Annotated in this window: 20 protein-coding genes; 17 read left to right on the top strand and 3 right to left on the bottom strand. The window is 36.6% G+C overall.

All coding sequences use genetic code 11. The features are described 5' to 3' along the window. Window position 1 precedes the first annotated feature (1 nt). Window positions 2-874, top strand: coding sequence for an aldose 1-epimerase family protein (locus tag O3798_RS04680; protein ID WP_371463656.1), 873 nt, complete (start codon window positions 2-4; stop codon window positions 872-874). A 19-nt stretch (window positions 875-893) separates the two neighbouring features. Here O3798_RS04680 and plsY read toward each other — a convergent pair whose 3' ends face one another. After that, complete coding sequence (plsY, locus tag O3798_RS04685; RefSeq protein WP_048781945.1) at window positions 894-1,514, bottom strand: glycerol-3-phosphate 1-O-acyltransferase PlsY; 621 nt, start codon at window positions 1,512-1,514, stop codon at window positions 894-896. Between the two features lie 165 nt (window positions 1,515-1,679). Between plsY and parE the strand changes: the two genes are divergently transcribed. Both parE and parC read left to right on the top strand, forming a co-directional pair. Next, entirely contained in the window at window positions 1,680-3,740 is a 2,061-nt protein-coding gene (parE, locus tag O3798_RS04690) for a DNA topoisomerase IV subunit B (RefSeq protein ID WP_371463659.1), read from the top strand. 1 nt (window position 3,741) lies between these two features. Further along, complete coding sequence (parC, locus tag O3798_RS04695) at window positions 3,742-6,210, top strand: DNA topoisomerase IV subunit A (RefSeq protein ID WP_371463661.1); 2,469 nt, start codon at window positions 3,742-3,744, stop codon at window positions 6,208-6,210. Between the two features lie 47 nt (window positions 6,211-6,257). Here parC and O3798_RS04700 read toward each other — a convergent pair whose 3' ends face one another. Both O3798_RS04700 and O3798_RS04705 read right to left on the bottom strand, forming a co-directional pair. Next, the gene (locus O3798_RS04700) at window positions 6,258-7,460 is read right to left on the bottom strand and encodes a putative glycoside hydrolase (RefSeq protein ID WP_371463663.1); all 1,203 of its coding nucleotides are present in this window, start codon (window positions 7,458-7,460) and stop codon (window positions 6,258-6,260) included. A 5-nt stretch (window positions 7,461-7,465) separates the two neighbouring features. Then, window positions 7,466-8,104, bottom strand: a complete 639-nt coding sequence (locus O3798_RS04705; RefSeq protein ID WP_371463665.1) for a YkyA family protein — start codon at window positions 8,102-8,104, stop codon at window positions 7,466-7,468. A 233-nt stretch (window positions 8,105-8,337) separates the two neighbouring features. On the opposite strand from O3798_RS04705, the gene lspA reads away from it, so the two are divergent. The 14 genes from lspA (at window position 8,338) to phnE (O3798_RS04775) (ending at window position 20,155) form a co-directional block, all read left to right on the top strand. Next, the gene (gene lspA, locus O3798_RS04710; protein ID WP_048711861.1) at window positions 8,338-8,787 is read left to right on the top strand and encodes a signal peptidase II; all 450 of its coding nucleotides are present in this window, start codon (window positions 8,338-8,340) and stop codon (window positions 8,785-8,787) included. 9 nt (window positions 8,788-8,796) lie between these two features. After that, window positions 8,797-9,720, top strand: coding sequence for an RluA family pseudouridine synthase (locus O3798_RS04715; RefSeq protein WP_285252286.1), 924 nt, complete (start codon window positions 8,797-8,799; stop codon window positions 9,718-9,720). 14 nt (window positions 9,721-9,734) lie between these two features. Then, the gene (gene pyrR / locus O3798_RS04720) at window positions 9,735-10,271 is read left to right on the top strand and encodes a bifunctional pyr operon transcriptional regulator/uracil phosphoribosyltransferase PyrR (RefSeq protein ID WP_285252285.1); all 537 of its coding nucleotides are present in this window, start codon (window positions 9,735-9,737) and stop codon (window positions 10,269-10,271) included. Window positions 10,272-10,602: 331 nt separating this feature from the next. After that, on the top strand, window positions 10,603-11,241 hold the full coding sequence (locus tag O3798_RS04725) for a 3-keto-L-gulonate-6-phosphate decarboxylase UlaD (protein ID WP_371463670.1): 639 nt from the start codon (window positions 10,603-10,605) through the stop codon (window positions 11,239-11,241). Window positions 11,242-11,259: 18 nt separating this feature from the next. After that, on the top strand, window positions 11,260-12,321 hold the full coding sequence (gene ulaG / locus O3798_RS04730) for an L-ascorbate 6-phosphate lactonase (protein ID WP_006702638.1): 1,062 nt from the start codon (window positions 11,260-11,262) through the stop codon (window positions 12,319-12,321). Between the two features lie 103 nt (window positions 12,322-12,424). Further along, window positions 12,425-12,874, top strand: a complete 450-nt coding sequence (locus tag O3798_RS04735) for a PTS sugar transporter subunit IIA (RefSeq protein WP_285252284.1) — start codon at window positions 12,425-12,427, stop codon at window positions 12,872-12,874. 2 nt (window positions 12,875-12,876) lie between these two features. After that, the gene (locus O3798_RS04740) at window positions 12,877-14,373 is read left to right on the top strand and encodes a PTS ascorbate transporter subunit IIC (protein WP_350309366.1); all 1,497 of its coding nucleotides are present in this window, start codon (window positions 12,877-12,879) and stop codon (window positions 14,371-14,373) included. 85 nt (window positions 14,374-14,458) lie between these two features. Continuing rightward, the gene (locus O3798_RS04745) at window positions 14,459-14,743 is read left to right on the top strand and encodes a PTS sugar transporter subunit IIB (protein ID WP_005605475.1); all 285 of its coding nucleotides are present in this window, start codon (window positions 14,459-14,461) and stop codon (window positions 14,741-14,743) included. Between the two features lie 14 nt (window positions 14,744-14,757). Beyond that, the gene (locus O3798_RS04750; protein WP_048711881.1) at window positions 14,758-15,447 is read left to right on the top strand and encodes an L-ribulose-5-phosphate 4-epimerase; all 690 of its coding nucleotides are present in this window, start codon (window positions 14,758-14,760) and stop codon (window positions 15,445-15,447) included. After that, window positions 15,437-16,288 (top strand): L-ribulose-5-phosphate 3-epimerase, encoded by an 852-nt coding sequence (locus tag O3798_RS04755; protein WP_065422381.1) that lies wholly within the window; start codon window positions 15,437-15,439, stop codon window positions 16,286-16,288. Before O3798_RS04750 ends, O3798_RS04755 begins: the two co-directional genes overlap by 11 nt. Before the next feature lie 253 nt (window positions 16,289-16,541). Further along, window positions 16,542-17,600 carry a phosphate/phosphite/phosphonate ABC transporter substrate-binding protein gene (locus tag O3798_RS04760; RefSeq protein WP_371463674.1) on the top strand — a complete coding sequence of 353 codons (1,059 nt, stop codon included), beginning with the start codon at window positions 16,542-16,544 and terminating at the stop codon, window positions 17,598-17,600. A 73-nt stretch (window positions 17,601-17,673) separates the two neighbouring features. Next, window positions 17,674-18,435, top strand: coding sequence for a phosphonate ABC transporter ATP-binding protein (phnC, locus tag O3798_RS04765; protein ID WP_371463676.1), 762 nt, complete (start codon window positions 17,674-17,676; stop codon window positions 18,433-18,435). A gap of 79 nt (window positions 18,436-18,514) precedes the next feature. Next, window positions 18,515-19,333 (top strand): phosphonate ABC transporter, permease protein PhnE, encoded by an 819-nt coding sequence (gene phnE / locus O3798_RS04770; protein ID WP_371463678.1) that lies wholly within the window; start codon window positions 18,515-18,517, stop codon window positions 19,331-19,333. 12 nt (window positions 19,334-19,345) lie between these two features. Further along, window positions 19,346-20,155 carry a phosphonate ABC transporter, permease protein PhnE gene (gene phnE, locus O3798_RS04775; protein ID WP_371444859.1) on the top strand — a complete coding sequence of 270 codons (810 nt, stop codon included), beginning with the start codon at window positions 19,346-19,348 and terminating at the stop codon, window positions 20,153-20,155. The last annotated feature ends 22 nt before the right edge of the window (window positions 20,156-20,177 follow it).

The following is a 20,177-nucleotide window of genomic DNA, read 5'->3' on the forward strand; positions in this document are numbered from 1 at the left end:
TATGGAAAAAATCTTTATTGAAAATGAGTATTTAAAAGTTGGGATTAAGCTATTTGGAGCTGAACTCACTTCTGTTGTTTCAAAAAAAACAGATACGGAATACATGTATCAACCAGATGGGATTCATTGGAATAAGCAATCCCCGATTCTTTTCCCAAATATTGGAGCGATAAGAGAAAATTCGTTTGTATATGAAGGAAAGACTTATCCTGCTAGAAAGCATGGATTTGCTAGAGATTATGCTTTTCAATTAGAAGAACAAGGAGAAAACTTTGCGGCATTCTTGTTAACAGACAAAATGATTGAAGAGGAATATCCATTTGAGTTTGAACTAAGACTTCAATATTCTTTAGAGAATAATGCATTAAAGATGACTTATAGCGTATCAACGACAAGTCCAGAGTTGTATTTTGCCATTGGTGGACATCCAGCATTTGCAGTTCCTCTTGAGAAAGGTCTTACTTTTGAAGATTATCATATTCAATTAGAGAGTGAGGCTCCTATTTCAAAATTGGAGCTAGAAATTCCTTATCTAGCATCTTTAGAGGGTGTTCCTTTTACCGAAGGAGACTTTGCATTGCATCATGATTTATTTACAAATGATGTATTGTTATTTAAATCAAAAGACCCTAAGTTTAAAGGGAAATTGTATTCTCCTAAAGGACAAAGAAGTGTAACGGTTCATTTAAACGGAATCGAAGCAGTTGGAGTTTGGACAATGGCAGACGATTCACCGTTTATTTGTTTTGAACCATGGGATGGTTATCCAGACTTAGCAAGTGAGACTACATTAAACCTCAAAGAAAAGAAAAATATTCTCCGAATCACTAAAGATACACCGTATCAATCATGTGCGACATTTGTATTTGAATAAAAAGAAAAGACACTAAGATTTACTTAGTGTCTTTATTTTTCTTATCCCAAGGCATTGGGACTTTGTTTTCAGTACCATTTAAAATTCGTTGAATGTTGGCTCTATGACGATAAATGATGAAGATATCAATTGCAAGTGCGAATGCTGTTAGCACCCAATCGTTGAAGAGTAGTGATAATAGAACACCTATAGAGATGGTCACCATAGCAGTCAAACTAACCATACGAGTGATTGCAAGCAACACTAGGAAAATAATCAATCCATATAATAATAAGAGTGGTTGATAGGCTAAAATCATTCCTGCAAAAGTCGCAACTGCTTTTCCACCTTTGAATGAAGCAAAGAGAGGGAAAGTGTGACCGATCACTGCAAAAGATGCAATCCAAAGCGGTGAAATACTTGGTTGTTTAAAGATAGTCATTGCAAGAATTGTTGCTAGAGATCCTTTGAACACATCACAAAATAACACAACTGAACCTGCTTTTGGACCAAGAACGCGGAACGCATTTGTAGATCCTAAATTCCCGCTACCAAATTCGCGGATATCTTTTTGAAAGAATGTTTGTCCAATCCATAATCCAGATGGAATAGACCCGAGTAGGTACGCTACAAGAGCACCTATAATAAAAGTAAATGACATAAGTCTATTTCTCCTTAAAACAGTCTAGTGACAGTTTAACATAAAAGGTGCTGTCTATACAACGGATGAGAAAGGTTAATTTAGCGCCATTTCTAAGGAGAAATCTTGCGAAAATCGCGAAAAACAAGTATTATAGATAAGATGACAAAAAAAGGAGCGTATTAAATGAGCAAAGTAACGAATCAATATAATGATGATGCGATTCAAGTTTTAGAAGGCCTTGAAGCTGTTCGTAAACGTCCAGGGATGTATATTGGATCAACGGATCACCGTGGACTTCATCATTTAGCTTACGAGATTGTGGATAACGCAGTCGACGAAGCTTTATCAGGTTATGCAACAAAAATTGAAGTTACAATTCATAAGGACCAATCGCTTACTGTAAAAGATAATGGTCGTGGAATGCCTACTGGGAAACACGCTTCTGGAATTCCAACGATTCAAGTTATTTTTACGGTACTGCATGCCGGTGGTAAATTCGGTCAGGGTGGATATAAGACATCAGGTGGTCTCCACGGTGTCGGGGCGTCTGTTGTTAACGCGTTATCAGATTGGTTAACAGTAGAAGTGTTACGTGACGGTACTTTATACAAACAATCGTTCAAAAACGGTGGTGAACCTGTAGGAACGGTTAAGAAAGAGAAAACAAGCCGACGTGGTTCTGGGACTTCAGTAACTTTCTTACCAAGTGATAAGACTTTCTCTACGACGAACTGGTCTTATGAGACATTAGCGGAACGTTTAAGAGAATCTGCCTTCTTACTAAAAGGTCTTACAATTGTATTGACTGATGAACGTACTGGCGAATCAGAAATTTTCCATTATGAAGAAGGGATTCGCGATTTTATCCAATATTTAAATGAAGAAAAAGATACATTATCTCCTGTAGTTGACTTTGACAGCACAGTGGATGGTGTAGAAACAGAATTTGCATTCCAATATAACGACGGCTATTCAGAAACGATTTTATCTTTCGTTAACAACGTTCGTACAAAAGACGGTGGTACTCATGAAGTGGGAATGAAGAGTGCCTTAACGAAAGCATTTAACGAATATGCACGTAAAGTTGGTCTTTTAAAAGATAAAGATAAAAACCTTGAAGGTAGCGATGTCCGTGAAGGATTAACTGCGATTATTTCGCTGCGTATTCCTGAAGAAATCCTACAATTCGAAGGACAAACAAAAGATAAATTAGGAACGCCTGCTGCACGTGGGATTGTTGATAATACGATTTCTGAGCAATTAGGATTCTTCTTAACAGAGAATGGTGAAATTGCGCAAGAGTTAATTCGTAAAGCGATTAAAGCACGTGAAGCGCGTGAGGCGAGTCGTAAGGCCCGTGAAGAGAGCCGTAATGGTAAGAAGGGCAAGAAGAAAGAAACGCTACTTTCTGGTAAATTAACGCCTGCTCAAAGTAAGAACCCTAAGAAGAACGAACTTTACTTAGTAGAGGGGGACTCTGCCGGTGGTTCTGCTAAACAAGGTCGTGACCGTAAGTTCCAAGCGATTCTTCCATTGCGTGGTAAAGTAATCAATACTGAAAAAGCATCGATTTCAGATATTCTGAAGAATGAAGAAATCAATACAATTATTTATACGATTGGTGCTGGTGTTGGTAGTGACTTCAAGATTGAAGACTGTAACTATGACAAGATTGTCATTATGACCGATGCGGATACCGATGGCGCCCACATTCAAGTTTTACTATTAACATTCTTCTACCGCTATATGAAACCATTGATTGAAGCAGGCAAAGTATATCTTGCATTACCACCTTTATATAAGATTTCTAAAGGGACAGGTAAGAAACAAGTCGTTGAGTATGCGTGGACAGAAAAAGAACTTGATGAGAAGACTAAATTAGTCGGAAAAGGTTACTTATTACAACGCTATAAAGGTCTTGGGGAAATGAACGCTGACCAATTATGGGATACGACCATGAATCCAGAGACTAGAACGTTAATTCGTGTAGTAATTGACGATAAAGCACAAGCAGAACGTCGTGTAAGTACATTGATGGGGAACAAAGTAGAACCTCGTCGTAAGTGGATTGAACGTCATGTTGAGTTTGGTCTAGAAGAAGATAAGAGTATTTTAGAATCAGACGTAAATGCCATTAGCACAACCGCTAGTCCGAAAAAAGAAGAAAAGAAACCATCAGTTAAGAAAAAAGAAGCAACAATTGATCATGTAGAACAATTGTCGTTACTAGGAGAGGAGGAATAGTATGAGTCAAATTCAAGATATTCAAGAATTGAATCTGGAAGATGTAATGGGCGACCGATTTGGACGTTATTCAAAATACATTATCCAAGACCGTGCTCTTCCTGATATCCGTGATGGTTTAAAACCAGTACAACGTCGTATTTTATATGCGATGTCTATCGATGGAAATACTAGCGATAAACAATTCCGTAAATCGGCTAAAACTGTCGGTAACGTAATCGGTAATTTCCACCCACACGGTGACTCTTCAGTATATGAAGCGATGGTTCGTATGAGTCAAGATTGGAAGCTTCGTGATGTGATAATTGAAATGCACGGGAATAATGGTAGTATGGACGGAGACCCTGCTGCTGCGATGCGTTATACGGAAGCCCGTCTTTCTAAAATTTCAGAAGAATTACTCCGTGATTTAGATAAACAGACCGTTGAATTCGTATTAAACTTCGATGATACAGAAGAAGAACCAACTGTACTTCCTGCTCGTTATCCTAACCTCCTTGTAAATGGAGCTACTGGGATTTCAGCCGGTTATGCTACAGAAATTCCAACGCATAACTTAGGAGAAGTGATTGACGCAACCATTCATGCAATTGACCATCCTAAAGCGACTGTGAAAGAATTAATGCAATTTGTGAAAGGTCCGGATTTCCCGACAGGAGGAATTATCCAGGGGATTGAGGAATTGGAACAAGCGTATGAAACCGGACGCGGTAAAGTGGTTATTCGTTCGAAAACGAAGATTGAACCAATTAAAGGCGGTAAAACACAAATAATCATTTCTGAAATTCCATATGAAGTAAACAAAGCTTTATTAGTGAAGAAGATTGATGAAATTCGCTTGAATAAGAAGATTGACGGTATTGCTGAAGTAAGGGACGAATCTGACCGTACAGGGCTTCAAATCGTTGTTGAATTGAAGAAAGAGGCCAATGCAGAAGGCATTCTAAACTACTTATTGAAGAATACAGATTTACAAGTCAACTATAACTTCAATATGGTGGCTATTGATGAACGCCGTCCAGTACAAGTAGGCTTAAAAACAATTCTAACTTCATATATTAACTTCCAAAAAGAAGTGATTACAAGACGTACACAGTATGATTTGAAGAAAGCTCAAGATCGGTTGCATATCGTAGACGGTTTGATGAAGGCTTTATCGATTTTAGACGAAGTGATTGCGTTAATCCGTAATAGTAAAGATAAGAAACACGCTAAAGAACGTTTAGTGGAGACATACGACTTTACAATGATTCAAGCAGAAGCGATTGTAAGTTTACAATTATATCGTTTAACAAATACAGATATTACAATCCTTCAAAATGAGAAGCTTGATTTGAATGAGCAAATCGCAACTTTCTTAAGTATCTTAAAATCTGAAAAAACACTTCTTCAAGTAATGAAGAGTGAATTGCGAGATTTGAAGAAGAAATATGCAACTCCTCGTTTAACGCAAATTCAAGCGGAAATTGAAGAGATTAAGATTGAAACTGAAGTATTAGTTACTGAAGAAGAAGTTTATGTGGTTGCTACTAAACAAGGGTACTACAAACGTGTTAGCCCACGTTCGTTTGCTTCAAGCGCTCCAGAAGAAAACGGAATGCGTGAAGGGGATGAAGTAATCCTTTGCCAAAAAGCTTCGACACTAGATAACCTCATTCTATTTACTTCGAAAGGAAATTACTTACACTTACCAGTGCATGAAATTCCAGAAGCGAAATGGAAAGATGTTGGAAACCACTTAAGTCAATCGATTTCGCTAGCAAGTAATGAAGTGATTATTTCAGGATTTGTGAAAGCAAAAGATAGCGACGAGACTTATAAAGATTGGACGGTTGTCTTCTTTACAAAAGAGGGCTTAGTGAAACAAACACTATTCAATGAGTTTACAACGTACCGAGGATACAAGACTCGTACAAGTAACGCGATGAAACTTAAGACAACGACTGACGAAGTAGTGAAAGTGGTTGTCACAAATCCAGAAGGACTTGAAGTATTTATCGTAACGCACTGCGGATTTGGCTTACGCTATGAATTAAGCGAAATCCCAGTAGTTGGTACAGTAGCCAGCGGTGTGAAAGCAATCAACCTTCGTAAAGAAGATTTTGTTGCTGGAGCGATGGTTTACTCATTAGAACATAAAGTTGTTTCTGCATTCCTTACAACACAGCGTGGTGCTGTGAAACGATTCAATGTATTAGAAATCTCAATGCTCACACGTGCAAAACGTGGACTCATGGTTTTACGTGAATTGAAGACAAAACCACATCGTGTCGTATTCTTAGATGGAGAAATCACTTCAACTAGCGAATACACGATTGTTGCTGGAAACGGCGAAACAAAAGTTGTTAGACCAATGGACTTAACGCTTGTGGATCGCACAAGTAATGGTTCGGCGCTTTTAGGAGATACTGACCAAGAAGTGAAAGCTGTTTTAGCAAACTTTGATTACAGTTCATTAACACAACAATAAAAAGAGATAGAAAAGGACTTCCAAATGATTTTGGAAGTCCTTTTTGATTAGAAATTAATTTCAGTTGAATATTGAGAAGCTGCGTTCCAGAGAAGATACTCGGTTACACCGGCTTCTTTTAGAGCTTGAATCTCTTCACTAATGACATCAGCAGTATAAAGCTGATAATTTCCTTCGCCAAGGAAGTCTGCCGTGAAGGCCTGAATCCAAGGTCTTGAGATAGGAGAAGGGTTTAATGTCTTCACATATCCTTTTTCAATCACCATATAACGTTTCACGATTTCGTAAGGATCTTTATCAGGGTCTTTTACATCAAGCGCGTAATTAACCCAGTGACTTGGGAAAATCATCGGAGAGATCACATCTACTTTATCCGCGATGTTAACAAATTTTTGCCCAATACCACCGATTTTTGATTCAGTAATCGCATGCGCTAAAATATCCGCTGATAGATGAACACCATATGGTTGTAATTTTTCACGAATGAACGCTACAAAGTCTGTGATAGCAGCGATTCGAGCTTCATCATCGTTTTTAATATGAGCGTAATCACCTTTATCAAATACTAAGTCATCAGATACTGTCTCGAATCCAAGAGGGAAACGAACGTAGTCTAACTGAATATCTTTAAATCCTGCCTTAGCAGCACCAATAGCGATTTCAGCAATATATTCCCAGTTTTCTTTTAGGAATGGATTTAAGAATGTTTCACCGTCATCCGTATACCACAATTGGCCTAATGCGTTTCTGAATGAACGCTCAGGGTTTTCCTTTGGAACATAACGGTCTCCAAAACATACAATACGAGCAATTGGATAGATTTGTTCTTGCTCGAGTCGTTTCAGAAGAGCAGTTGTGTCAGGCACTTCATTAACGGTATGTTTTTTTACTAATGGATTATCTGTATCAAGAGGCATGGTAATTTGTCCATAACCATCACGAACATCGATAACTAATGAGTTAATTGGAGTAGACTTCACGAATTGAATCATATTTTCCAAGTCTTGTCCTTTGGCACGGAACGCTTGTAAATAAACTCCTTTAACTCCGTCTGCAGGGTATGAAATCGAAATTCCTGAATCATAAATATGCTCCTGCGGAATATTTGAAGGCATCCGTAATAAACTATTGGTTCTTAAATTCAACTTACTATCAGCAGCATCTTGTGCGTTTGCAATCGGATAGAAAGCGAGTAGAGAACTAACTGAAGCTACAGCGAGCGCGCTTGTTAATAAAGTCTTTTTCTTCATAATGATTACTCACCCTTTCCGTTGTTCGCCAAACGAGCTTTTAGAATTCGAATTGGACGATCTAACTCACTGATAGGAGAATTAATCTCTTCGATAATTTGTTGACGCTCGTTAGCAGAGTTGTTCACTTCAATGATGAGTGATCTCAATTCATCGTTTGTTTGTTTTCCGCCAGAGATGCTAACGAAGAACTCAGCTTCTTTTTCTAATTGTTTTTGAGACATTTCAGAGTAGTTCTTTAAATGATTAACAATCGATTGAAGATTTGATACTACAATTTGAATTTCTGCTGAAGGGAGGTTCTTATCCTTCAAGTTACTTAGTCTAGTCGCATCATCTGATAAAACTTTGAGCGATTTTTGCATAGACTTCAACAATTGCTGACGTTCTTGAATATTGGTGAATACTTTACCCGTTTTCTTAGCGTAAGTAGTCATCGTGTAATCTTCTTGGATATCCGCTTCCCAATCTGATTGTAACGAATTTTCTAACGCTTGAATGTCATTTAATTGTTGAACGACAACAGGTAAGGTATCTTGTACTTCTTGAACAGTAGATTCGGCACTTTTCTTTGTATTACCGCAAGCTCCTAAAAATAAGAACCCAGCGCTAATCAAGAATACCTTGGCTGCGATTTTTTTCATAATACACTCCTTTTACAGTAATGCGTTTTCTTGTTGATATTATACGTGTATTTTGATGATTTTTCAATCTTTTGGTTGATTTTTAGGACTTTCTCCCCATTTTCAGTTAAATTTTACCCGTTTTTACCCCTTGAGTGGAAAAAAGTGTTTCATTTTAACCAGATTTTCAGTTCGTTGACTATAAGTTGACTTCTTTGTACAATACTATTATTGAAAAGAAATGGAGAAGTGACATGTTTTTATATTTAATTTTAAGTGCTGTATTAATTATTGCAGATCAATTAGTGAAATTATGGATTGTAAATAATTTTAACTTACATGATGGGATGGAATTCATTAATGGGTTAGTCAGTATTTTATACGTTCGAAACACTGGGGCAGCATGGGGGATGTTTGAAGGGAAGATGTTTTTCTTCTACGCAATCACCGCTGTAGCTGTGGGGACACTTTTATACTTAATGTTTAAAGAAAAAGGGAAATCTAAATTATTATTAACAGCTTATGCTTTTATTCTTGCAGGTGCTGTAGGAAACTTTATTGATCGCATTCGTTTGGGTTATGTAGTGGATATGTTTAAATTTGAATTTATCGACTTCCCAATTTTTAACGTTGCTGATATTTGTTTAACTTTCGGGGTAATTATCTTATTCTATTATGTTATTTTTAAAGAACAATCAAAATAGGAGAGCGTTATGACATCAGTATTTAAAGAATTAACACTTGATTTAGAAAAAACTGAACGATTAGATAAAGTCTTAACTGCCACGCTTGGTATTAGTAGAAGTACAATTCAAAGCTGGTTAAAAGCTGGACTTGTATCTGTTAATGGTGAAGTGGTGAAATCCAATTATAAAGCTCAAAATGGAGACGTAGTGACAATTCTTCAAAAAGAGGAAGAAGCTATTACCATTCAGCCTGAAGATATTCCTCTAGATATCGTTTATGAAGATGATTCATTAATTGTAGTGAATAAACCAAGTGGAATGGTTGTTCATCCGTCAAAAGGACACTATAGCGGAACTCTCGTAAACGCTTTGTTATATCATTCAAATAGTTTATCAGATAGCACGAGTGAAGAAATTTATCGTCCAGGTCTTGTTCACCGAATTGATAAGGATACAAGTGGTCTATTAGTGATCGCAAAGAATAATGACGTTCATCAAAAGTTAGCACAGCAGATTAGTGAGAATAAAATGAACCGTGAGTACATCGCTATTGTTGATGGTCATTTTTCCCACGAAACAGGTGTAATTGATGCTCCATTATCTCGTCATCAAACGAACCGTTTAAAACGAGTAGTAGAAAAGGGCGGAAAGAATGCTGTTACGCATTTTGAAGTGCTAGATGCATTTTCTGATTATTCGCTAGTGTCTTGTCGTTTAGAAACAGGTCGTACTCATCAAATTAGAGCGCATATGGAGTTTATTAAACATCCGATTGTAAATGATCCTTTGTATCATCCGAAAGGTAAACACGCAACTGAATTTGGTCAATTTTTACACGCGAGAACACTTAGCTTTACACATCCAGTGACTGGAGAAACGTTAAACTTCCACGTGGAACCGCCAAAAGAGTTTGAGGATTTTATCCAATTGCATAAAGGACGTTTTTCATAGTAGAGGAGACGACAATGAAAGAAGTTAGAATTATGGACGAAGGCGCCATCAGCAGAGCATTAACTAGAATCTCATATGAAATTATCGAGCAACAAAAAGATGTTTCGAACTTAGTTATCATTGGAATTAAAACTAGAGGAATTACTTTAGCAAAACGCATTGCTGAAAAGATTTCGGCTCTTGAAAAGAAAAAAGTTCCAGTTGGTGAAGTGGATATCACATTATATCGTGACGACAGACATGATAGTGAAGAGACTTACGCCCCGGTTTTAAATGGAACGCATATTCCATTCGACATTAAAGGGAAGCAAGTCGTTCTCGTAGATGATGTATTATTCACGGGAAGAACTGTCAGAGCAGCTCTTGATGCAATTATGGATGTAGATAGACCAAAAAGAATTAGTTTAGCGATTCTAATTGATAGAGGACACCGAGAGTTACCAATCCGTCCTGATTTTATTGGTAAGAATGTACCAACTTCTTTAGATGAAGTGATTCATGTTCGATTAACAGAAGATGATCATATAGAAGAAGTGATTATTGAAAAATAGTTTATACGATACCTTCTCATTCAATGAGAGGGTATTTTTATTTTAGGAATTAAAATGATCAAATCACATATTTTAGTCGTTTTAAAAACGTAAAAATACGAATTCTTCCTATATAAATAACTATATTACCAATTTCCAAACGTTCGTAAAGTAAACGCAAACAATCATAAAACTGATTATTCGATTACTTGTTTGTAAACGGTTGTAACCGAAAATTCTATATACTATACTAATAGCATGAATTGGTACCGTAACTTATTAAATGATCATTTTCGTAAGACGTTATGATTTTATGATTGTTTAAGGCAAGATAGAAAAGGAGAATGATATAATGGCAATTCCTAATTTACAAGTTGCTTTGGACCACAACCGTATCGAAGATGCATTAAAAGATGCTCTTGCGGTTGGTAACGAAGTTGACATTATTGAAGCAGGAACAATTTTACTTTTAAACGAAGGAGACAAAGCGATTAAATGCTTACGCAGCGCTTTCCCTGATAAAGTAATCATTGCTGATACAAAATGTGCTGACGCTGGTACAACTGTTGCTAAAAACGTTGAACTTGCAGGAGCTGACTGGATGACAGTTATTTGCTGCGCAACGATCCCAACGATGGAAGCAGCTAACAAAGAAGTGAAATCTCTTCAAGTTGAATTATATGGAGATTGGACTTTCGAACAAGCACAACAATGGAGAGATGCTGGTATTGACCAAGCAATCTTCCACCAAAGCCGCGACGCTCTATTTGCAGGAGCTACTTGGACTGAATCTGATTTAAACAAAATCCGTCGTTTAATCGACATGGGATTCAAAGTTTCAGCAACAGGTGGATTAACAAAAGACACATTAAAAGTGTTTGAAGGAATTCCAATTTACACATTCATCGCAGGACGTGGAATCTACGCTACTGAAAATCCAGCACAATCTGCTCGTGAATTCAAAGAAGAAATCAAACGTATCTGGGGTTAATCCCAAGGAGGAAAAACAATGGCAAATATCAAAGATGTAACAAAAGAATCTTGGATTTTATCAACTTTCCCAGAATGGGGAACTTGGTTAAACGAAGAAATCGAACGCGAAGAAGTTAAACCTGGAACATTCGCTATGTGGTGGTTAGGATGTACTGGTATCTGGTTAAAATCAGAAAAAAACACTAACATCTTATGTGACTTATGGTGTGGAACTGGTAAACGTAGCCACGGTAACGGAAAAATGAAAACTGGTCACCAAATGCAACGTATGAGTGGTTGCCAAAACTTACAACCAAACTTACGTACACAACCATTCGTAATCGATCCATTTGAAGTGAAAAACGTTGATGCTTTAGTAGTAACACACATTCACTCAGACCACTTAGACATTAACACAGCTGCTGCAGTTGCTAATAACTGTCCAGAAGCTAAATTCGTGGGACCACAAGAAGTAGTAAATACTTGGTTAGGTTGGGGAGTTCCTGCTGAACGTACTATCGTAGTACACCCAGGAGACTCAGTTAAAATCAAAGACATCGAAATCGTTGCTTTAGAAGCATTTGACCGTACAGCCTTAGTAACTGCTAAAGACGGTGAAGTTCTTAAAGGAAAAATGCCTCAAGATATGGACGAAATCGCTGTTAACTACTTATTCAAAACAAGTGGTGGCAACTTATATCACGCAGGAGATTCTCACTACTCAAACATGTTTGCAAAACATGGTAACGAACATGAAATCGATGTGTGCTTAGGTGCTTACGGTGAAAACCCTCGTGGTATCACTGACAAAGTGACTTCAGTTGATATGTTACGTATGGCTGAATCATTAAACGCTAAAGTTGTTATCCCAGTTCACTATGACATTTGGGCTAACTTCCAAGCAGATCCAAAAGAAATTACAGAAATCTGGAAATTCAAGAAAGATCGCCTAGAATACAAATTCAAACCATTCATCTGGCAAGTAGGTGGTAAATATACTTACCCAACTGACAAAGATAAATTAGAATTCAACTTCTACCGTGGATTTGACGATGTATTCTCAGTTGAGAATGACGTACCATTCCCATCATTCTTATAATATTGTCATTAAATAAATTTGGAGAGCCTAGAGCTTAACCCACTCTAGGCTTTACCAAAGTGTAATAATGAATACGATTTCTTAATAACACAAGGAGGAATATATGTTAAAAGAGATTATCGAAAATGATCGCTTTTCGTTCCAAAAAGGGTCTCTATCATGGGAAGAAGCCATTAAAAAAGCTTGTCAACCTTTATTAGAACAAAAGATCATTGAACCTGAATATCCAGGTTACATTATTAGTAATGTTCATGAATTTGGACCTTACATCGTAATTGCTCCAGAAATCTGTATCCCTCATGCTCAAGAAGGAAAAGGGGTAAATGATACTGCTGTAGCATTTATGAACGTTGAAGAAGCTGTGGACTTTGGACCGGGTGCTGACTACAAACCACATTTATTCTTCGTATTAGCATCAACCGATAATGAAAAACACTTAAACAACTTATCAGAGTTAGTGACATTATTAGATGATGAAACAATTATCAATGCGTTTGTTGAAGCGCGCTCAAAAGAGGACTTAGAAAAAATTTTAAAAGGAATAGGTGAATAATAATGGAATTTTTATTCAGTTTTTGGCAATTCTTCTATGCTAACATTTTTACTAAACCACAATATTTCGTTGGTTTAATCGTTTTAGTTGGTTACTTACTATTGGGTCGTAAATGGTACGATGCATTAGCAGGTTTTATTAAAGCAGTTGTAGGTTACATGATCTTAAACGTAGCTGCTGGTGGATTAGTTTCAAACTTCCGTCCAGTTTTAGCAGCTTTAGGTGATCGTTTCGGATTACAAGCTGCTGTTATTGACCCATACTTCGGTCAAGCTGCTGCAGAAGCTGCATTAAAATCAGCTGGTCATGCAACAGGTTTAACAGTACAAGTATTATTAGTTGCATTCTTAACTAACTTAGTATTAGTTATCTTCCGTAAATTAACTAAAGTTCGTACAGTATTCATCACTGGTCACATCATGGTGCAACAATCTGCTACAGCAACTTGGTTAATGGCTTTAGCTTTAGGTGATAACGTAAACCAATTACAATTTGTAATCTTATTGGGTATTGTATTAGGTGTATATTGGGCAGTAGCTGCAAACTTAACAGTAGAAGCTACACAAGAATTAACAGAAGGCGGCGGATTTGCAATTGGTCACCAACAAATGTTTGGGGTTTGGTTAGTTGACAAATTAGCTCCTAAATTCTCAGGTAAAAGCGACAAGAAGATTGAAGATCTTGAATTACCAGGTTTCTTATCAATCTTTAAAGAATCAATCGTTGCAACATCAATCTTAATGATTGTGTTCTTCGGTGCAATCTTATTAGTATTAGGTAAAGACTACTTAGTAAGCGTAAATGGACAAGAATTAACAGTTGCTGCTTCTAAATTCAAAATGACTACATTAAAAGCATCAGATGACTTCTTCTTCTACATTTTACAAACAGCATTAACATTCACTGTTTATGTTCAAATCTTACAATTAGGGGTTCGTTTATTCGTTGCTGAGTTATCAGAAGCGTTCCAAGGTATCTCTAACAAATTATTACCAGGTTCTATGCCAGCGGTTGACTGTGCTGCAGTTTACGGATTCGGTTCTCCAAACGCTGTAACAGTTGGTTTCTTATTCGGGGTATTAGGACAAATCGTAGCAATCTTAGGATTAATCGTATTCAAATCTCCAGTATTAATCATCACTGGATTCGTACCAGTATTCTTCGACAACGCTACATTCGCAGTATACGCTAACCATAAAGGTGGTTTACGTGCTGCTTCAGTCTTGACATTCTTATCAGGTGTGATCCAAGTATTAGGTGGAGCAATTGCCGCAGGTGCATTTGGTTTAGCTGCATACGGTGGATGGCATGGTAACTTTGACTGGGATACAATCTGGGTTGGATTCGGATTCTTAATGCAAAACTTCCAATACATTGGTTTAGGTATCGTATTATTAATCTTGTTAGTAATCCCTCAATTACAATACAGCAAAAACAAAGAACATTACTTCACTATTGCTGAAGACTATGAAACATACTTAGAGTCTAAGCAAAACTAATTTAAATCAGTAAAAGAATATAGTAAAATTGGGGTATCGGGTAGTGTTCTATCCGATACTCTAACAATATAAGGAGATGTAAAATATGAAAGTATTAGCAGCATGCGGAAGCGGAATGGGATCAAGCCAAATTATTAAAATGAAATTAACAAACGTGTTCAGAAAATTGAATATTCCTTTGGAAGTTCACCACTGTGCAGTTTCTGAAGCAAAATCTTCAGCTAAAAACTATGATTTAGTAGTTATTTCATCAGCTTTATTAGAAGTATTTGATGGATTAGATTTACCAAACACTAAAATTGTAGGCTTACAAAACTTATTATCTGAAAAAGAAATGACTGAAAAAATTTCTGAAGCTTTAGGACTATAAGAAGGGGTTCTACAATGGCATACGAACAATTAAAAGAACGTGTATTTAAAGCAAACTTAGAGTTACCAAAACATGGATTAGTTATTTTTACATGGGGTAACGTTTCAGAGTACGACCGTGAAGCAGGGGTTATTGCGATTAAACCTTCAGGCGTTGACTATGATAAACTAACTGCTGATGATATCGTAATTGTGGATATCGACGGAAATAAAGTAGAAGGAGCTCTAAAACCTTCTTCAGACTTAGATACTCACTTAGAAATTTATCGTAATTTCAAAGATGTAAATGGGGTAGTGCATACGCACTCTCTATGGGCAACTACAATGGCTCAACAAGGACAAGAAATTCCAGCATTTGGTACAACACAAGGGGACTACTTCTACGGAACAATCCCTTGCACTCGTGAAATGACTGAAGCTGAAATTAAAGGTGCTTATGAGTTAGAAACAGGTAAAGTAATCGTTGAGACTTTCAAAGATAAAGATCCAAATGCGATTCCTGGAGTTTTAGTATTTAACCACGGACCATTTGCATGGGGTAAAGACGCAATGGATGCAGTACACAACATTACTGTATTAGAATACGTTGCAAACATGGCATGGCATAACTTTGCTTTAAACCCAAATATGAAGCCAATGTCACAAACAATTTTAGATAAACACTATTTAAGAAAACATGGAGCGAATGCTTACTATGGACAATAAAAAGTTTTATGAACTTGGTTTGTATGAAAAATCAATGCCAAACACACTTAGTTTTAGAGAAAAGTTAGAAACAGTTAAAGCAACTGGATTTGACTTTTTGGAGATCAGTATTGATGAAACTGATGAAAAATTAAGTCGTCTAGAATGGACAAAAGAAGAACGCCAACAATTAGTAAACGATATGTTTGAAACAGGTGTTCCGATTCGTTCAATGTGCTTAAGTGGCCACCGTAAATATCCATTTGGATCTCACGACGAAGCTACTCGCGCACGTAGTCTAGAAATCATGGAAAAAGCGATTCAATTAGCAGATGATTTAGGTGTTCGTGTAATCCAATTAGCTGGATACGATGTTTACTACGAAGAAGGAGATGCAGTAACATTAGATTACTTCATTCAAAACCTTAAGAAAGCTACTGAAATGGCTTCTCAAAAAGGAATTCTTCTTGGGTTCGAAACAATGGAAACTCCATTTATGAATACTGTAGAAAAATCTATGCGTTTTGTTGAATTGGTGAAATCACCATACTTACAAGTATATCCAGATTCAGGTAACTTAATGAACGCATCATTAGAACCTGGTGCAAAAAATGTATACGAAGATATTGAATTAGGAAGAGGGCACATTGTTGCTGCTCACCTAAAAGAAACAATTCCCGGACATTACCGTGAAATTCCATTTGGTACTGGCCAAATCGATTTCAAACGCATGGTTGATACATTCTTATCAATCGGAGTAAATCGTTTCACTGGTGAATTCTGGTACGTAGGTCAAGAAAACTGGTTAGAAGACATCAAGTTTGCCAACCAATTCTTAAGATCTCATTTTCCAAATAAATAATAAGATTGAAACCTTCCTACATTAGGGAGGTTTCTTTTTTTGGTCTTAAATACCGAACATTCGCGTTTTATAGTTCGTATTTCACACGCTTACATTGTTTTTTCGGTATTTGAAATATGTAAAATATATGAAAATACTCATATTTACATCGTTATGGGTTGTAATTTTCGTGTATGTCTTGTAAGATTATAAAAGGGGTTAAGAATATCTTAATTTCTAACTATATAACCGTATCTTAGGAGGATATTTTTTTATGAAAAAGTCTTTTTGGTCTAAATTAGCAATTGGTTTATCATCATTGGCGCTTTTAGCGGGGTGCTCAAGTAATTCAGGTTCTGAATCATCTCAAACTCAAAGTGGTTCAAAAACAATCGATACTTTAAAAGTTGCTTTTGTTCCTTCACGTGACCCTGAAACAATTGTTACAACAACAGAACCATTAAAAGAATTATTGAAAAAAGAGTTAGCTAAAGAAGGCTACGATGTTAAAAACGTGGACATCACTGTCGGAACAAGTTTTGACGCAGTAGGGGAAGCATTAGCATCTGGTAGTGCGGATGTAGGTTTCTTACCTGGTGGTACTTATGTTTTATACGACAAAGAAGTTGACGTATTATTAACAGCTACTCGTGATAACTTATTAAAAGATTCTTCTAATCCAAAAGACTGGAATGATGGAAAAGCAACAGAACGTGGTAAAGAGCAAGCCACTTCATATAAAGGTTTAATCATTGCTGGTCCTACTGAGAAAGGGAAAGAATTAGCAGCGAAAATCAACAGCGGTCAAGAATTAACTTGGGACGATTTAAACTCTGCTAAATGGGGAGTATTAGGAACTTCATCTTCTTCAGGTTATATCTACCCAACATTATGGTTACAAGATAAATACGGTAAAGGTATTTCTGACTTACAAAACGTTGTACAATCTGACTCATACGCAAGTTCTGCAGCTCGTTTAGCATCAGGACAAATTGATATCATGGTTGGTTATGCTGACGTTCGTAATGACTACGCTAAGAAATGGACTAGCGATTACGGCCGTTCAGAAGACATCTTCAAAGAAACAAACGTTATCGGTGTTACTCCAGATATTTATAATGACACAATTTCAGTAAGTAAAGCTTCTCCAATCGTAGACGATGCATTTAAAGAAGCATTTGCAAACGCAATGATGAATATCGCTAAGACAGATGAAGGTAAAGAAATCATCAAGATTTACTCTCATAAAGGATATAAGAAAGCTAACGCTAGCGACTACGATAAAGAACGTGAAGCACAAAAATTACTTAAAAAACTAAAATCAGGTAACTAATAAAATTTGTAATGAATATCAAATGAGGGTTAGGATATTTCTCCTGACCCTTTTTTGAGAGAGAGGCAATAAAATGATTAAATTCGAGAACGTATCTAAGACTTATCCAAACGGGGTTAAAGGTCTTAAAAATATTAATTTAGAAATTGAACAAGGAGAATTCGTATCGATTATCGGGCTTTCTGGTGCCGGTAAATCAACATTAATTCGTACGATTAATCGTATGCTAGATATTAGCGAAGGGAAATTAACAGTTGATGGAATCGATGTTACGAAATTAAAAGGGAAATCTCTACGTAAATTCCGTAGAAATAAGGTGGGGATGATCTTCCAATCATTCAACTTAGTAACAAGAACAACGGTTATCAAGAACGTATTAACTTCAATCGTTCCTGACATTCCATTCTTCCGTTCATTATTCGGTATCTATACAAAACAAGAGAAATTACATGCGTTAGAAGCATTAGATAAAGTTGGCATTGTAGATAAAGCATTTATTCGTGCAGACCAATTATCAGGTGGCCAACAACAACGTGTGGCCTTAGCTCGTACATTGGCTCAAAATCCAGAAATTATTCTTGCCGACGAACCAGTTGCGGCTCTTGACCCAGTAACTGCAAAACGCGTTATGGAAGACTTTAAACGCATTAATAAGGATATGAACATCTCAATCCTTTTAAATATTCACCACGTTGAATTAGCGCTTGAATACGCAGATCGCATTCTCGGAATTCGAGATGGTGAAATCGTATATGATGGTCCTAGTTCAGAAGTTACACCAGAAGTCTTGGATCTAATTTATAAAGGAAAGGCGGAGGAGTTACATGAAGCTTAAAGAACTCTTCACACCTAAAGAATGTACATTAGAAAACGGGACAACGGTCAAAGAACCACGCTTAATTGCGAGGAGTTACATGAAGCTTAAAGAACTCTTCGCACCAAAAGAATATACATTAGAAAACGGGACAACGGTTAAAGAACCACGCTCTAAAGTGATTTTTATTACCATCTTACTATTAATTGCAATGTACTTTGCAGGTAAGATTACTGGTTTTAACTTAAAAACATTGATGACTCGCGGAGGCCAATTCTTCGTTATTATCGGTAAAATGTTCCCACCAAATTGGGAATACTCAAGTTCTATCTGGGATCCATTAATTGATACGATTAAGATGTCATTACTTGGATCGTTACTAGGTTCGATTCTAGTAATTCCTTTTGCAATTATTGCATCAAGCAACATTGTTAAAAACAAATTTATCATTAGTTTAAGCCGTTTATTCTTAAGTGTGGTACGTACATTACCTACATTAGTAACAGCCTTAATTGCGACTTATATTTTCGGTTTAGGTACAATTGCTGGTACATTTGCGATTGCTACATATACATTTGCGTATTGCGGTAAACAACTATATGAACAAATTGAAACAGTTGATATGGGCGCTTTCGAAGCTGCAGAAGCACTAGGAGCAACAAAAGGAAAAGCATTCTCTAATGCCATTATTCCTCAGATTTTACCAGGATACATCGCATCTTCTTTATACTGTTTTGAAGGGAACGTTCGTTACGCTTCAATTCTTGGGTATGTTGGTGCCGGTGGTATCGGGATTATCTTAAACGAAAACTTAGGATGGCGTGAATATAGCAATGTCGGTATGATTTTAGTAATTTTATTCTTTACTGTAGTTATTATCGAAAGTATTAGTTATTATTTACGTACTAAATTAGCGTAGGAGGGGACAACTATGAATGAAGCAGTATTAAATCAATATCAAAAAGCCCCTCGTACTTGGATCGTAAAATTAATTGTTGTTTTAATTCTTGTAACACTTGTTGCTTGGTCTGGAACAACGATTGAATTAAGTAAAATTCCTGAAAATGGGGCAGAAATCTCTAAAAATATTATTAAAGGGATTTTCACACCAGATACAACTTTGTTATTCGATATGTCGAATAAAGGTGTCGCTTATCTTTTATTAGAAACAATCTGTATTGCGTTTCTAGGAACATTAGTTGGTTCGATTTTAGCAATCCCATTTGCGTTCTTATCTGCAACGAATATCGTTCCAAAGCCAGTAGCATTAATCTTCCGTACAGTAATCATGGCCATTCGTACGGTACCAACTCTGATTTACGGATTAATGTTTATCCGTGTAACTGGACCAGGTCCGTTCACAGGATTATTAACGATGTCTGTAGCATCAATCGGGATGATTTCTAAGCTTTATATTGAAGCCATCGAAGACTTAGATTACAAGATTTTAGAGTCATTAGACGCTAGTGGCTGTAATTTATATCAAAAGATTCGTTTTGGGATCTTACCGCAGTTAATCCCTTCATTTATCTCAACAGTGATTTATCGTTTTGATATGAACTTAAGAGATGCAACGGTTCTAGGGATGGTTGGTGCCGGTGGTATCGGTTCACCATTAATGTTTGCCATGAGTGCTTATAAATGGAATGAAGTAGGGGCAATTCTATGTGGATTAATCATTCTAGTATTATTCATTGAGTTTGTATCTACTAAGATTCGCACACGTTTAGCACGTGGTTAATAAATCTATTAAATAACAAAAA

Source organism: Granulicatella sp. 20925_1_45, assembly GCF_041433555.1.
Lineage (GTDB): Bacteria > Bacillota > Bacilli > Lactobacillales > Aerococcaceae > Granulicatella.

Bases quoted from the DNA above. Each gene is read 5' to 3' on its own strand.
- parC (WP_371463661.1), top strand. From the start codon at position 3,742: ATGAGTCAAATTCAAGATATTCAAGAATTGAATCTGGAAGATGTAATG.
- lspA (WP_048711861.1), top strand. From the start codon at position 8,338: ATGTTTTTATATTTAATTTTAAGTGCTGTATTAATTATTGCAGATCAA.
- O3798_RS04700 (WP_371463663.1), bottom strand. From the start codon at position 7,460: ATGAAGAAAAAGACTTTATTAACAAGCGCGCTCGCTGTAGCTTCAGTT.
- parE (WP_371463659.1), top strand. From the start codon at position 1,680: ATGAGCAAAGTAACGAATCAATATAATGATGATGCGATTCAAGTTTTA.
- O3798_RS04735 (WP_285252284.1), top strand. From the start codon at position 12,425: ATGTTAAAAGAGATTATCGAAAATGATCGCTTTTCGTTCCAAAAAGGG.
- O3798_RS04760 (WP_371463674.1), top strand. From the start codon at position 16,542: ATGAAAAAGTCTTTTTGGTCTAAATTAGCAATTGGTTTATCATCATTG.
- ulaG (WP_006702638.1), top strand. From the start codon at position 11,260: ATGGCAAATATCAAAGATGTAACAAAAGAATCTTGGATTTTATCAACT.
- plsY (WP_048781945.1), bottom strand. From the start codon at position 1,514: ATGTCATTTACTTTTATTATAGGTGCTCTTGTAGCGTACCTACTCGGG.
- phnC (WP_371463676.1), top strand. From the start codon at position 17,674: ATGATTAAATTCGAGAACGTATCTAAGACTTATCCAAACGGGGTTAAA.
- O3798_RS04725 (WP_371463670.1), top strand. From the start codon at position 10,603: ATGGCAATTCCTAATTTACAAGTTGCTTTGGACCACAACCGTATCGAA.
- O3798_RS04740 (WP_350309366.1), top strand. From the start codon at position 12,877: ATGGAATTTTTATTCAGTTTTTGGCAATTCTTCTATGCTAACATTTTT.
- O3798_RS04750 (WP_048711881.1), top strand. From the start codon at position 14,758: ATGGCATACGAACAATTAAAAGAACGTGTATTTAAAGCAAACTTAGAG.
- O3798_RS04715 (WP_285252286.1), top strand. From the start codon at position 8,797: ATGACATCAGTATTTAAAGAATTAACACTTGATTTAGAAAAAACTGAA.
- O3798_RS04680 (WP_371463656.1), top strand. From the start codon at position 2: ATGGAAAAAATCTTTATTGAAAATGAGTATTTAAAAGTTGGGATTAAG.
- phnE (WP_371463678.1), top strand. From the start codon at position 18,515: ATGAAGCTTAAAGAACTCTTCGCACCAAAAGAATATACATTAGAAAAC.
- O3798_RS04705 (WP_371463665.1), bottom strand. From the start codon at position 8,104: ATGAAAAAAATCGCAGCCAAGGTATTCTTGATTAGCGCTGGGTTCTTA.
- pyrR (WP_285252285.1), top strand. From the start codon at position 9,735: ATGAAAGAAGTTAGAATTATGGACGAAGGCGCCATCAGCAGAGCATTA.
- O3798_RS04745 (WP_005605475.1), top strand. From the start codon at position 14,459: ATGAAAGTATTAGCAGCATGCGGAAGCGGAATGGGATCAAGCCAAATT.
- O3798_RS04755 (WP_065422381.1), top strand. From the start codon at position 15,437: ATGGACAATAAAAAGTTTTATGAACTTGGTTTGTATGAAAAATCAATG.
- phnE (WP_371444859.1), top strand. From the start codon at position 19,346: ATGAATGAAGCAGTATTAAATCAATATCAAAAAGCCCCTCGTACTTGG.